Below are 12497 nucleotides of genomic sequence, written 5' to 3' on the forward strand. Positions count from 1 at the left end.
GTCGGTGGGGCGGATGGCGCGTCGGTCGAAACCGGCAGGGTCATCCTGATCGGCGGCGGTCCGGGTGATCCGGGGCTGCTGACCATTGACGGGCTGACAGCGATCCGGACGGCGGATGTGATCGTCTGCGACCGGCTCGCCCCGCTGACGGTGCTGGACCAGGCACGACCGGACGCGGTGATCATCGACGTCGGCAAGATCCCTCGAGGGAGGACCACGCCGCAGGACGAGATCAACCGGTTGTTGGTCGAGCACGCCCGAGCCGGCAAGGTGGTCGCGCGGTTCAAGGGTGGTGACAACTTCGTCTTTGGTCGCGGCGGCGAGGAGTGGCAGGCCTGCACCGCCGAGGGGATCGCGGTGTCCGTCATCCCCGGCGTCACCTCGGCGGTGGCCGTACCCGCACTGGCTGGCATCCCGCTGACACACCGCACCCTGACCCACGGCTTCACCGTGGTGACGGGCCACCTGGCCCCCGGCGATCCGGGCTCCAAGCTCGACTGGGGAGCGCTGGCCCGGTCCGGCACCACGCTGGTGGTCCTGATGGGTGTCGCCCAGCTGCCGGCCATCAGCGCCGAGCTCCTCCGGCAGGGAATGGGTCCGGACACACCGGCCGCCACCATCGCCGACGGCGGCCTGCCGAGCATGCGGACCGTCCGTGGCACGTTGTCCGACATCGCCGAGCGGTCCGCCGCGGCGGCGGTCAAGTCACCGGCGGTCGTGGTCATCGGCGCGGTGGCGGCGTTCGACCCGGCCGTCGCCGACCGCCCCACAGCTCAGTCCGTCTCGGACTGAGCGACCTCGGCAGCGTCGTCTGAGGCCGCCGGCTCCACCCGTCGGGTCATCGTCAGGCCCACCAACCTGGACACCACCAGCGCGACATAGCCCAGCCCGGCCAGCTGCTCCATCATCACGACCGAACGGGCGTGCGGGGTCACCGGAACCACGTCGGACAGCCCGGTGCTGGACAGGTTGGTGAAGCTCAGGAACAGCAGCTCCATCCAACTGCGGGCGGCCTGCGGATCGACGGCGGCAATGAAGCAGCCCGGCTGAAGGATCTGCAGAGCTACGAAGACGTAGGCGAAGCCCCAGGCGAACAGCGTGAACGTCGCCCCGACCGCGAAGAGCTCGTCGAAGGTGACGGTCCGGTCCCGCAGCATGTAGATCAGCAGGCTGCCGGCCGCCCAGAAGTAGAACATGGCGTGCACCCCGGCCGAAACGGCCTGCAGGGCCGAACCGCCCAGCAGCACGGACGCGACGGCCAGGGCGGCGGCGATGACGCCGATCGCCAAGGCGATCCAGGTCGGCCCGGCCGAGTCCCGGACCGACCAGATGGCCAGCGCCAGCACGAACAGCCCGAACGTCTCGAAGATCACCCGTCCCGCCGGGGACTCCTCCATGAACGGGTAGATCAGCACCCCGATCAACTGGACCACCAGCAGGACCGCCGACGGGTGATCGAGCACGCTCCGCAGAACCCGACTCATGCCAGCCATGCCCCAGACCCTACCGACCAGGAGGCGTCAGCTGATGACGTAGCCGGATGGGCCTCACGGTGGGACGGGGCCAACCGGCGGGACACGCGTCCTGACGTGGCCCGGGAGGCACACCTCGGGGGCGGGGCGAGACGGACCTCCCCGAGGGTGGGCCACTTTCGGGCGTGTGCTGCGGGCTTCGTCAGGGCGTGGTCGGGCGTTCCGAGCTAACGGAGCGAGCGAGGTGGGCGAGACGAAGCCCGCAGCACACTCCCGAAACCCCCAACCACCGCCCGAAAGCCCAACCCCCGCCCGAAACCCGCGCCACCCGCGCGCGCCACTGACTACGCCAGCGAGTCCACCCATGCCTGGTGCAGCGCCGCGTACCGTCCACCGTCGGTGGTCATCAGCTGCTCCGGGCTGCCGTCCTCGAGGATCTGGCCGTGCTCCAGGACCAGCACCCGGTCCGCGATCTCCACCGTGCTGAGCCGGTGCGCGATGATCACCGCGGTCCGATTCTTCAGGATGGTCTGCAGTGCCCGCTGGACCAGCCGCTCGCTGGGAACGTCCAGGCTGGACGTCGCCTCGTCGAGGATCAGCACCGCCGGGTCGGCCAGGAACGCCCGGGCGAACGCGACCAGCTGACGCTGGCCCGCGGACAACCGTCCACCGCGCTTGGCGACGTCGGTGTCGTAGCCTTGCGGCAGCTCGGTGATGAACTCGTGCGCACCGACGGCCTGGGCGGCCTCGATGATCTCGATCCGGCTGGCGTCCGGTCGACCGAAGGCGATGTTGTCGGCCACCGACCCGTCGAACATGAAGTTCTCCTGGGTCACCATCACGACGGCCCGGCGCAGGTCGACATCGGACAGCTGCCGCAGGTCGATGCCGTCCAGCGTCACCCGGCCAGCGGTCGGGTCGTAGAACCGGGACATCAGCTTGGCGATGGTCGTCTTGCCCGCACCGGTGGTGCCCACCAGGGCGACCGTCTGACCCTCGGGGATGGTCAGCTCCAGCCCAGGCAGCACCGGCCGCTCGGGCACGTAGGCGAACTTCACCTTCTCGAAGTGCAGCTCACCCCGTGCACTCGGCAGCGGAGTCGGGTTCCGCGGTTCGACCACCGTCGGCTCCTCCTCCAGCACGCCTGACAGCTTCTCCAGGGCTGAGGTGGCCGACTGGAACGTGTTGTAGAACTGGCTGATCTCCTGCATCGGCTCGAAGAACATCCGCAGATAGAGCAGGAAGGCGGCCAGCACACCGACAGTGATCTCATCGCCGATGACCAGGTAGCCGCCGTACAGCAGCACGACACCAATGGTGATGTTGCCGATCAGCTTGATGCCCGGCATGAAGATCGCGACCAGCTTGAACGACTTGACGTTGGCGTCCTGGTAGCGGGTGGACAGGTCCTCGAAGATCTGCTGGTTGCGCGGTTCGCGACGGTAGGCCTGGACGGCCCGCATGCCGGTCATCGTCTCGACGAAGTGCACGATCACCATCGCCGAGGTCTCGCGGACCCGGCGGTAGGTCAACCCCGACTGCTTGGAGAACCAGCGCACCAGCACCATCAGGATCGGGAAGCAGATCAGGCAGATCGCCCCCAGCTTGAGGTCCAGGGTGAGGAGCAGCACGCCGACGCCGACCATCGTCAGGACAGCGGTGATCAGGCCGTCGAAGCCGTTCGCCAGCAGCTCCATGATCGCGTCGATGTCGTTGGTCAACCGCGACACCACCCGGCCGGAGGTGTAGCGGTCATGGAACTTCACGTCGAGCTTCTGGAAGTGCCGGAAGAGCCGGCGGCGGATCTCCAGCAGGATCTCCTGGCCGATCCGCCCCGACGACCGCAGGAACGAGATCCGGCTCACCGCCTGCAGCACCACGGCCACCAGCATCAGTCCGACCGTCTCGTACAGGACCTTGCCACTGCCGCCCTGGAGCAGTGGCGGCACCCCGAAGTCGATGCCCCGGCGTACCAGCCAGGGCACACTCAGCCGGGCGGCGTTCTCCACCAGCACGATGAAGGTCAGCAGGAAGACGAACTTCTTGTAGGGCCGCAGGAGATCGCCCAGCAAACGACGGCTGCGGTGCTTGAGGAACAGGGTGCCCTTGTCGGAGATGTCGTCGGCGTGCTCGGCGCCGACACCACGCCACGCGTCCAGGGTCGAGTCGCGGACCTCGTCGCTCTTGGCGTCGCGGTCACGGTCCTGCTTCGAGCGGGTCTCCTTGGTGCTGGTGCTCATCGGGTCACCTCCTCAAACTCTGCGATCTCATCCAGTGCGCTGGCCTCCTGCTCGAGGTCGAACTCCGCCGACAGCAGGGCGCGGTATTCGGGCACCGTGTCCAGCAGCTCGCTGTGGGTGCCGACGTGGCTGATGGTGCCGCCGGACAGCATCGCCACCCGGTCTGCCAACAGGACGGTCGAGGCCCGGTGCGCGACGACCACACCGGTGACCCCGACCAGCACCCACTTGAGCGCCTCCTCCACCAGTGCCTCGGTGTGGATGTCGAGCGCCGACAAGGTGTCATCGAGCACCAGCACAGCCGGCTTCGCCAACACGGCTCGGGCCAGGGCCAGGCGCTGGCGCTGACCGCCGGACAGGCTCATCCCCTGCTCCCCGATCCGGGTGTCCAGCCCCCACGGCAGGTCGTGGACGAAGTGTGCCTGGGCGACGTCGATCGCCTCAGCGATGTCCTCGTCACTCGCCCCGGGACGACCGAGGGTGAGGTTCTCCCGCGCCGACATGGAGAACAGGGTGGGGTCCTCGAAGGCGGTGGCCACCACGGTCCGCAGCTGTTCGAGCCTGAGGTCGCGGATGTCGACGCCGTCAATGGTGATCCGGCCTGCGGTGACGTCGTCCAGGCGCGGCACCAGCGAGGTGAACACGGTCTTCCCGGAGCCGGTCGCCCCCACCAGCGCGATCGTCTCGCCGGGGGCGATGTCGAGGTTCACGTCGTGCAGCACGTCGTGCTCACCGTCGACGAAGCGGAAGCCGACGTTCTCCAGCCGGACGGCACCGCGGACCTCGGTCAGCTCGGCCTCGCCGTCGGTGATGGTGTTCTCGGCGTCGAAGATCTCCGCGATCCGGTCGGCCGCGGTCATCGCCTCCTGGGCCTGCGACAGCAGGAAGCCGAGCGCGGCCACCGGCCAGACCAGGGACAGCATCAAGGTGATGAAAGCGACCAGGGTGCCCAGCGTGAGCCGCCCCTGACCTGCGGCCACCGCACCGAAGCCGAGCACGATGATCAAGGTGACGCTGGGGATCACCTCGAGGAAGGTCCAGAACTTCGACACCAGCCGGACGCGTTCCATCGAGGTGTCGAACAGCTGGGTGCTGCGGGCGTCAAACTTCGCGAAGACGTGCCCACCGCGACCGAAGGCCTTGATCACCCGCAGTCCGTGCGCTCCCTCCTCGACCGAGGAGGCGACGTCACCGGTCTCGTCCTGAATCTTGCGGGACAGCCGGGTGTACTCCCGCTCGTTGCGGCGGCAGAGCAGCACGACGGGCACGGAGGAGACCAGGACGACCAGCCCCAGCGGCCAGTACATGTTGAGCAGCAGCGCGGTCACGACCACGATCTGAGCGATGCTCATCAGGATGAACAGCAGCCCGAAGCCGAGGAACCGGCGCACGGTTGACAGGTCGTTCATGATCCGCGACAGCAACTGACCCGACTGCCACTGCCCGTGGAAGGACATCGGCAGCCGCTGCAGCTTCGCATACAGGTCGGTACGCAACCCGTACTCGGTGCCCAACGTCGCCTTGGCGACCACCCATCGTCGGCCGAACATCAGCAACGCCTCGACGATGCCCAGGCTCAGGGCGAACAGGCCCAGCGCGTACAGGCCGCGTCGGTCGCTGTCCGCGATCGGGCCGTCGATCACGGCCTTGGTGACCAGGGGTACGACGATGCTCGCCCCGACGCCGATGCTGGCGAAGACGAACATCGAGATGAAGCGGGCCCGAAAGGGGTAGAGATAGGTCCGGAACCGCCACAGGGACGTGCTGGGTCGCCGCTTCCCGGTCGGCGGCGGCGCGATCGTAGCCGGGTGGTCAAGGGCCGTCGGCGACGCAACGCCGGGCCGTGGTTCGGTGCTGGAGGCTGGATTTCTCTGGGGCGTCGTCGACGCCGGGGCCGATAGATCGGCTGACATGATGAGGGTTCCTCAGGGCAGTTCCGGGTAGGGCAGGCTTCTGTTCTAGCGGGCGGCTGTGACAGAAACGTGTGAAACGTTTTCCTTGGTCCACTATGCAACCTCAAGACAGGTCGAGGTCAAGTCATTATTGCCATCACCGATGACGGCGTTGAGACAGCGAGAGGAGGACAAGGGCCGACCGGCTGTCACTTCGTTTTGAGCCGTGGGCGATCCGGTCGACCGTTGCATCATACCGCGTCGGCGATGAGCCTGACTATGCTCATCGCCGTCCGCCGCTGAGCATCCACAGCGGCTCCGGCACCGCTGTCCGAGGACCCCATTAGGATGCAGGCGAGACGGCTTCCCGAGGCCCGACCGGACCTTTCGGACCGGACCTTTCGCGGGCAGCCCGACATCGGCCGACACCTGAGGAGAATGCGCAATGCCGCAGCAAGTCAAGGGCGTCATCGCCCGCAGCAAGGACGCCCCGACCGAGCTCGTCACGATCAACGTCCCGGATCCCGGTCCAGGTGAGGCAGTGGTCAAGGTCCAGGCCTGCGGCGTGTGCTTCACCGACCTGCACTACGTCCAGGGCGCCATCGGTGACGACTTCCCCTACCTGCTCGGGCACGAGGCGGCCGGAATCGTCGAGTCGGTGGGCGAAGGGGTCCGCGACCTCGAACCGGGGGACTATGTGATCTTGAACTGGCGCGCCGTCTGCGGCACCTGCCGCGCCTGCCGCCGCGGCCGACCCTGGTACTGCTTCAGCACCTTCAACGCGACCCAGAAGATGACGCTGACCGACGGGACCGAGCTGTCCCCGGCGCTGGGCATCGGCGCCTTCATCGAGAAGACCCTGGTCGCCGCTGGCCAGTGCACCAAGGTGGACCCGGCCGCGCGCCCGGCCGCTGCCGGCCTGCTCGGTTGCGGTGTGATGGCCGGGCTTGGCGCCGCCATCAACACCGGCAATGTCGGTCGCGGTGACTCGGTCGCGGTGATCGGCTGCGGCGGAGTCGGTTCGGCGGCGATCGCCGGGTCGCGGTTGGCGGGGGCCTCCAAGATCATCGCCATCGATCTCGAGGATCGGAAGCTGGAGACGGCCAAGTCCCTCGGCGCGACCCACACGGTGAACTCCACCTCGGTGGATCCCGTTGAGGCGATGCGGGAGCTGACCGGCGGCTTCGGTCCCGATGTGGTGATCGACGCCGTAGGCCGGCCGGAGACCTGGAAGCAGGCCTTCTATGGCCGCGACCTGGCCGGCACTGTCGTCCTGGTGGGCGTACCGACGCCGCAGATGACCGTCGAGCTCCCCCTGCTGGACGTCTTCGGTCGGGGCGGATCCCTCAAGTCCAGCTGGTACGGCGACTGCCTGCCGGAGCGGGACTTCCCGATGCTGATCGACCTGTACCTCCAGGGCCGGCTGCCGCTGGACGCGTTCGTCACCGAGGAGATCGGCATCGACGCGGTCGACGCCGCGTTCGAGAAGATCCGTGGCGGACTGGTGCTGCGCTCCGTGGTGGTGCTCGACGAGTCAGCCGCGCGCCCTGACGCTGTCGAAGGGCAGCACGCATGACGGCCCGGATCGACCACACCGTGACCTCGGGCACGTTCTCGCTGGACGGCGAGACCTTCGACGTCGACAACAACGTGTGGGTGGTCGGTGACGACGACGAGTGTGTGGTCATCGACGCCCCGCACGATGTCGGAGCCATCACCGGGCTGGTGGCGGGTCGGCGGGTGCTGGCGGTGCTGTGCACCCACGGGCACGACGACCATGTCCGCTATGCGCCGGACCTCGGCGCTGCCGTGGGCGCACCCGTACTGCTGCACCCCGACGACGCTCCGGTCTGGGCCCTGACCCATGACACGCCGCCGGATGGCGCGCTGTCCGACGGTCAGGAGATCCCGGTCGCCGGCACCACCCTGCGGGTGCTCCACACTCCCGGCCACGCCCCCGGAGCAGTCTGCTTCTACGCCGACGAGCTGGGCGTCGTCTTCACCGGCGACACCCTGTTCCAGGGTGGACCGGGCGCCACCGGACGCAGCTTCAGCGACCACGACACCATCCTGACCAGCATCCGCACCAAGCTGCTGACCCTGCCCGACGAGACAGTGGTCAAGACCGGCCACGGCGACGACACCACCATCGGCGCCGAACGGGCCGGGCTCGGCTGAGCGCACCTCCCCGGACCCACTCGCAGCGTCGGCAGTCGCCTCAGTTGCCGCGGCATGGAACGATCGGAGCATGAGACTGCTTCTCCGACTGCTCGCCAACGCGGCCGCGTTAGCCGTGGCGACCGCCCTGCTCAGCGGCATCAGCCTGAGCGGCGACACCACTGGCCAGAAGGTGCTGACCCTGCTGGTGGTGGCATTGATCTTCGGCGTCCTGAACGCGGTGGTCAAGCCGCTGTTCGCCTTCTTCACCGCGCCGCTGGTGCTGCTCACACTGGGACTGTTCCTGCTGGTGATCAACGCCTGCATCATGCTGCTGACCTCCTGGGTCTCGGACAAGCTCGACCTTGGTTGGCACGTGGACGGGTTTTGGACGGCATTGTTCGGTGCGCTGATCGTGTCGGTCGTCAGCTTCGTGCTGAACGCGTTCCTGCCCGACAAGGACAAGGACAGGGACCGGCGGCGTGGCTGAGGTGCAGACCCACCGACCGACCTCGGTCCGGGTCGTTTTCGTCTGCTGGGGCAACATCTGCCGGTCGCCGATGGCTGAGCGGGTTGCAAGACGGGCCGCGCAGGAGGCGGGGCTGACCGGCGTGGACTTCAGCAGCGCCGCCACCAGTAGTGACGAGCTCGGGGCGCCGATGGACCCGCGGGCGGCAGCGATGCTGCGCCGGCACGGCTACCATCCGGATGGCCACGTCGCCCACCGGATCTCCCCCGACGAGATCAGCTCGGCGAGCCTGGTGATCGCGATGGAGGATCTGCATCTGCGCAAGCTCCGGGCTCTCGCCGACGTCGACCACCTCAGGCTGTTGAGCGACTTCGATCCCGACGCCGAGCCGGGATCAGGCGTCCCGGATCCCTGGTACGGCAGCGACGAGGGGTTCGCCGACACGTTGGCGATGATCGAGGCCGCCACCCCCGGCGTACTGGCCCACGTCAGCGAGCTGCAACGGGCCCGAGTCTGACCCGGTGCCGGTGCCCGGCGTCTGGCACCCTTGGGTCATGCACATCCTCGTTGTCGATGATGATCAAGCCGTCCGGGACTCACTGAAGCGCTCGCTGGAGTACAACGGGTACGAGGTGAGCACCGCCGCCGACGGGGTTGAGGCGCTGGCCAGGTTGGCCGCGGTCCGCCCCGACGCGGTGATCATGGACGTGATGATGCCCAGGTTGGACGGCCTGGAGGCGACCCGGATGCTGCGCTCGGCCGGCAACGACGTGCCCATCCTGGTGCTGACCGCGCGTGACGCTGTCAACGACCGGGTGGACGGGCTGGATGCCGGCGGCGACGACTACCTGGCCAAGCCGTTCGCCCTGGACGAGCTGCTGGCCCGGCTGCGGGCACTCGTCCGCCGTGCCGGCACGGTGGCGGACTCCTCCGATCCCTCCACCCAGCACCTGTCGTTCAGCGACCTGGCATTGAACACCCACACCCGCGAGGTGTTGCGCGGGTCCCGATCGATCACCCTGACCAGGACGGAGTTCGCCCTGCTGCAGGCGTTCATGGAGCATCCGCGCCGGGTACTGGACCGCAGCTGGCTGCTGAACGAGGTGTGGGGCTTCGACTTCCCCACCACCGCGAACTCGCTCGAGGTCTACATCGGCTACCTGCGACGCAAGACCGAGGCCGAGGGTGAGCCGCGGCTGCTGCACACGGTCCGCGGAGTCGGCTACGTGCTCCGTGAGACGCCGCCGTGAGCTGGAGGCTCCTGGCCCTGCCCGGCACCCTGGTCGCTCGACTGACGCGGCTGTTCCACAGCCCGCCGCTGCACCGCCGAGTGGCGTTCCTGACCGGCATCGCGGTCGCGCTGGCCGTCGCCGCCACCGGTGTGGCCGCTTATGTGACACTGCGCGTCTCGCTGTTCAACGCCCTCGACACCGAGCTCATCGACACGGCGAGCTCGGTCGCCTTTCCGGTCGCCCAGGACATCCGCAACATCGGCGGCCTGACCGGGCAGGCGCTGCGGGCCGGCAATGTCAGCGTCGCGGTGATCCGCTCCGACGGCGCGGTGTACTACGTGCCCGACGAGCGGGTGCACCTGGTGCTCGGCGCCGAGGAGCTCAGCATCGCCCGCCTGCAGCAGGGGGCCTCGGCCCGCACCGGGCGCACCGGGGACGGCCAGGAGTACCGCATTGTGGCGGTCCCGATCACCGAGCTCGGCAACTATGCGTTGGTGCTCGGCCGGCCGCTGCAGCCGACGAAGGACATCCTCTCCTCGCTCTGGGTCGTGCTGATCATCTTCGGCGTCTCCGGTGTGGTCGTCGCGGCTGCGGCCGGCGCAACCGTGGCCCGGTCCAGCCTGCGTCCGGTCCGCACCCTGACCCGCGCGGTGGAGCACGTGACCGAGACGGATGATCTTGCGCCGATCGCGGTCACCGGGGACGACGAGCTGTCCCGGCTGGCGGAGGCGTTCAACCTGATGCTGCGCTCGCTCGCCTCCTCCCGGGAGCGCCAGCGGCAGCTGATCGCCGACGCGGGGCACGAGCTGCGGACGCCGCTGACCAGCCTGCGGACCAACATCGAGCTGCTGGTCGCCGACGCGGACAGCGGCATGCTCAAGGCCGTCGACCGGGCCGAGATCCTGCGTGACGTCTCGGCCCAGCTGGTCGAGTTCACCACCCTGATCGGCGACCTGGTGCAACTGGCCCGCGATGACAGCGTGGCTCCGTCACCTGAGCCGATCGATCTCCGGACCGTCGTCACGGCCGCCCTCGACCGGGTCCGGCGGCGCGGGCCAGGGCTGCGCTTCGACGTCGAGCTCAACCCGCTGTATGTGATCGGGGAGGCGGACACCCTGGAGAGGGCGATCACCAACCTGCTCGACAACGCGGTGAAGTGGAGCCCGCCGGGCGGCACGATCCGCGTCCAGCTCGACGGCGACCGGCTCCGGGTGGCCGACCAGGGTCCGGGCATCGATGACGCCGACCTGCCGTACGTCTTCGATCGCTTCTTCCGCTCCGAGAAGGCCCGCAACACCCCGGGCACCGGGCTGGGGCTGTCGATCGTGGCGCAGACCATCGCCCGGCACGGCGGCTGGGTCAAGGCCGGCCACTCGGCTCAGGGTGGTGCCGAGTTCACCATCCGGCTTCCGGGTTCGACCACCTTCGAGGGGCTGACCGATCACGAACCGTCGCTGGACTAGTCTCACGCGCCACTGGGCAGACGCTCGTCACCTGGTGCAGACCTCCGGAGGCATGCACGGCAGGCCAGCGGTCTGCACGGACGCGGGCCTCAGGAGCGGCCCCGGGTCGCGTACGGGGTGTGGCCCGGCAGGGTCCGGCGAGGACCACGGCGGGGTGGCCGGCCGGCACCATTGGCGAGCAGCATCTGCACCCGGTAGCGGTGGCCCCGATAGGGCTCCAGCACCTCCAGACAGGCGTCGTCGTCCAGCGCCTCGCCGAGCAGGGCGTACGTGATCCAGCCGCCCACGTGGTAATCGCCGATGCTCCACGCGTCGGCGTCGCCATGGGCCCGCTGCCGCACTTCGGCCGACGTCCAGGCGCCGACACCGGGCAGGCTGCGCAACGCCCGGTCGGCCTGGCCCGGCTGCTCGAGGGTGCGTTCGAGCGCGATCGCCCGCCGGGCGGAGGTGACCAGCGTCCGGCTGCGGCGCTCCTCCACGCCGGCGGCCAGGAACCGCCAGCTGGGTACCCTGGCCCAGACCTCGGGTGTCGGCGGCACGCGCATCCCGTACGCCGGCGACTCCGGCTGCCGCGCCGGTCCCGGGGCCGGTTCGCCGTACTCGGTGACCAGCAGCCGCCAGGCCCGGTAGGCCTCCAGGCCGGTGACCACCTGCTCGATGCAGGCCGGGGCGAGCGCCTCGAAGACCGCCTCGGTGCGTCCGACCCGGTAGTGCGGGGAACGGTGCAACGCCGACGCCAGCGCGGGGTGTTCCGGCCGGGGTAAGAAGCCGGCCGGCTCGTCCAGGTCGCCCAGCAGCGCCGGCAGCCGGTCCAGGACCAGCTCGGCCCCATCGCCCCAGGCGCTGGCCTGGACCCGGTCGCCGACGGCGTCGACCATCAGCAGAGCCGGGCCCTGGGACGTCCGGGTGGCGCGAAACCACCGATCACCCAGCCGACGGTGCGTCGGGTCGCCCGGGCCGCGGCGCAGCGGCCCGAGGATGGCGTTCAGCGGCACCGGCCGTCCCGGCGACCAGCTCCTGGTCTGCGGCGCCGTCATGGCCGTCCGATTGTGAACACCAACCGGTCGGTAGCCCGCTCAGCCGGCCCGCCAGCCCGATCCGGCACGCCCACCGCCTCCGGCCCGGACAGGCGCAGACCGGCTTTGGCGAGCACCCGCTGGGAGGCCACGTTCTCGGCCGTCGTCTCCGCGACGACCCCGGCCGCGCCGTACTGCCAGGCGAGCTGCACCAGCTGCCGACAGGCGGCTGTCGCGATCCCGCGCCGGCGCAGCGACGGCACCACGTTGTAGCCGAGCTCCACCACCCCGCCCGGCCCGGGTGGGCCGTGGAAGCCGGCGTCGCCGACCACCAGCACGCCCAGGCAGATCTGGTACAGCCCCCACGGAGCGGGGTCGCCTTCGTCGGACCGGTTGAGCGTCAGCTGACCCGCGACGAAGGTCTCCGCCATCGGGTACTCGGCGTGCCACTGCAGCGAGAGGTCGCGTCGGCCGGCCAGCAGTCGACCGAGCGCCGGCAGATCGACCGGATGCAGGCGGACCGGCGGCACGGTCGGGGACACGGCGGAGACCATCG

General features: G+C 69.3%; 12 protein-coding genes. 7 read left to right on the forward strand and 5 right to left on the reverse strand.

Translation table 11 applies throughout. From position 1 onward, the window contains the following. Nucleotides 1-42: 42 nt before the first annotated feature. Nucleotides 43-792, forward strand: coding sequence for a uroporphyrinogen-III C-methyltransferase (gene cobA, locus JOE57_RS08335; RefSeq protein WP_338041398.1), 750 nt, complete (start codon nucleotides 43-45; stop codon nucleotides 790-792). Here the strand turns inward: cobA and JOE57_RS08340 are convergent. From JOE57_RS08340 to JOE57_RS08350, 3 genes are all read right to left on the reverse strand, one after another. Next, a complete protein-coding gene (locus JOE57_RS08340; RefSeq protein ID WP_239578889.1) occupies nucleotides 774-1493 on the reverse strand; it encodes an ion channel in 720 nt (239 codons plus the stop codon). The two genes, cobA and JOE57_RS08340, sit on opposite strands and share 19 nt — an antisense overlap. A 323-nt stretch (nucleotides 1494-1816) precedes the next feature. Continuing rightward, nucleotides 1817-3712, reverse strand: a complete 1896-nt coding sequence (locus JOE57_RS08345; protein WP_204917257.1) for an ABC transporter ATP-binding protein — start codon at nucleotides 3710-3712, stop codon at nucleotides 1817-1819. Next, on the reverse strand, nucleotides 3709-5625 hold the full coding sequence (locus JOE57_RS08350; protein WP_204917258.1) for an ABC transporter ATP-binding protein: 1917 nt from the start codon (nucleotides 5623-5625) through the stop codon (nucleotides 3709-3711). The genes JOE57_RS08345 and JOE57_RS08350 overlap by 4 nt, the downstream gene beginning before the upstream one ends. Nucleotides 5626-6049: 424 nt before the next feature. Between JOE57_RS08350 and JOE57_RS08355 the strand changes: the two genes are divergently transcribed. The 6 genes from JOE57_RS08355 to JOE57_RS08380 all read left to right on the forward strand — a co-directional run bounded on the left by JOE57_RS08355 (nucleotide 6050) and on the right by JOE57_RS08380 (nucleotide 10925). Next, nucleotides 6050-7180, forward strand: a complete 1131-nt coding sequence (locus JOE57_RS08355) for an S-(hydroxymethyl)mycothiol dehydrogenase (protein ID WP_204917259.1) — start codon at nucleotides 6050-6052, stop codon at nucleotides 7178-7180. Continuing rightward, nucleotides 7177-7782: an MBL fold metallo-hydrolase gene (locus JOE57_RS08360; protein ID WP_204917260.1), complete on the forward strand. Its 606-nt coding sequence runs from the start codon at nucleotides 7177-7179 to the stop codon at nucleotides 7780-7782. The genes JOE57_RS08355 and JOE57_RS08360 overlap by 4 nt, the downstream gene beginning before the upstream one ends. Before the next feature lie 70 nt (nucleotides 7783-7852). Then, entirely contained in the window at nucleotides 7853-8251 is a 399-nt protein-coding gene (locus JOE57_RS08365; protein ID WP_204917261.1) for a phage holin family protein, read from the forward strand. Further along, the gene (locus JOE57_RS08370) at nucleotides 8244-8747 is read left to right on the forward strand and encodes a low molecular weight protein-tyrosine-phosphatase (RefSeq protein WP_338041219.1); all 504 of its coding nucleotides are present in this window, start codon (nucleotides 8244-8246) and stop codon (nucleotides 8745-8747) included. Before JOE57_RS08365 ends, JOE57_RS08370 begins: the two co-directional genes overlap by 8 nt. A gap of 37 nt (nucleotides 8748-8784) precedes the next feature. After that, entirely contained in the window at nucleotides 8785-9480 is a 696-nt protein-coding gene (locus tag JOE57_RS08375; RefSeq protein WP_204917262.1) for a response regulator transcription factor, read from the forward strand. Nucleotides 9481-9548: 68 nt separating this feature from the next. Beyond that, nucleotides 9549-10925, forward strand: coding sequence for a sensor histidine kinase (locus JOE57_RS08380; protein WP_239579315.1), 1377 nt, complete (start codon nucleotides 9549-9551; stop codon nucleotides 10923-10925). A gap of 89 nt (nucleotides 10926-11014) precedes the next feature. Here JOE57_RS08380 and JOE57_RS08385 read toward each other — a convergent pair whose 3' ends face one another. Further along, nucleotides 11015-11962 carry a DNA-3-methyladenine glycosylase family protein gene (locus tag JOE57_RS08385; protein ID WP_204917264.1) on the reverse strand — a complete coding sequence of 316 codons (948 nt, stop codon included), beginning with the start codon at nucleotides 11960-11962 and terminating at the stop codon, nucleotides 11015-11017. Then, entirely contained in the window at nucleotides 11959-12495 is a 537-nt protein-coding gene (locus JOE57_RS08390; protein ID WP_204917265.1) for a GNAT family N-acetyltransferase, read from the reverse strand. The genes JOE57_RS08385 and JOE57_RS08390 overlap by 4 nt, the downstream gene beginning before the upstream one ends. Nucleotides 12496-12497 lie beyond the last annotated feature (2 nt).

Origin of the sequence: Microlunatus panaciterrae (assembly GCF_016907535.1) — a bacterium.
In the GTDB taxonomy this organism is placed as follows: domain Bacteria; phylum Actinomycetota; class Actinomycetes; order Propionibacteriales; family Propionibacteriaceae; genus Microlunatus; species Microlunatus panaciterrae.

Coding starts and splice junctions, on each gene's coding strand:
- JOE57_RS08385 (WP_204917264.1), bottom strand. CDS start 11,962: ATGACGGCGCCGCAGACCAGGAGCTGGTCGCCGGGACGGCCGGTGCCG.
- JOE57_RS08345 (WP_204917257.1), bottom strand. CDS start 3,712: ATGAGCACCAGCACCAAGGAGACCCGCTCGAAGCAGGACCGTGACCGC.
- JOE57_RS08355 (WP_204917259.1), top strand. CDS start 6,050: ATGCCGCAGCAAGTCAAGGGCGTCATCGCCCGCAGCAAGGACGCCCCG.
- JOE57_RS08390 (WP_204917265.1), bottom strand. CDS start 12,495: ATGGTCTCCGCCGTGTCCCCGACCGTGCCGCCGGTCCGCCTGCATCCG.
- JOE57_RS08350 (WP_204917258.1), bottom strand. CDS start 5,625: ATGTCAGCCGATCTATCGGCCCCGGCGTCGACGACGCCCCAGAGAAAT.
- JOE57_RS08375 (WP_204917262.1), top strand. CDS start 8,785: ATGCACATCCTCGTTGTCGATGATGATCAAGCCGTCCGGGACTCACTG.
- JOE57_RS08365 (WP_204917261.1), top strand. CDS start 7,853: ATGAGACTGCTTCTCCGACTGCTCGCCAACGCGGCCGCGTTAGCCGTG.
- JOE57_RS08340 (WP_239578889.1), bottom strand. CDS start 1,493: ATGGCTGGCATGAGTCGGGTTCTGCGGAGCGTGCTCGATCACCCGTCG.
- JOE57_RS08360 (WP_204917260.1), top strand. CDS start 7,177: ATGACGGCCCGGATCGACCACACCGTGACCTCGGGCACGTTCTCGCTG.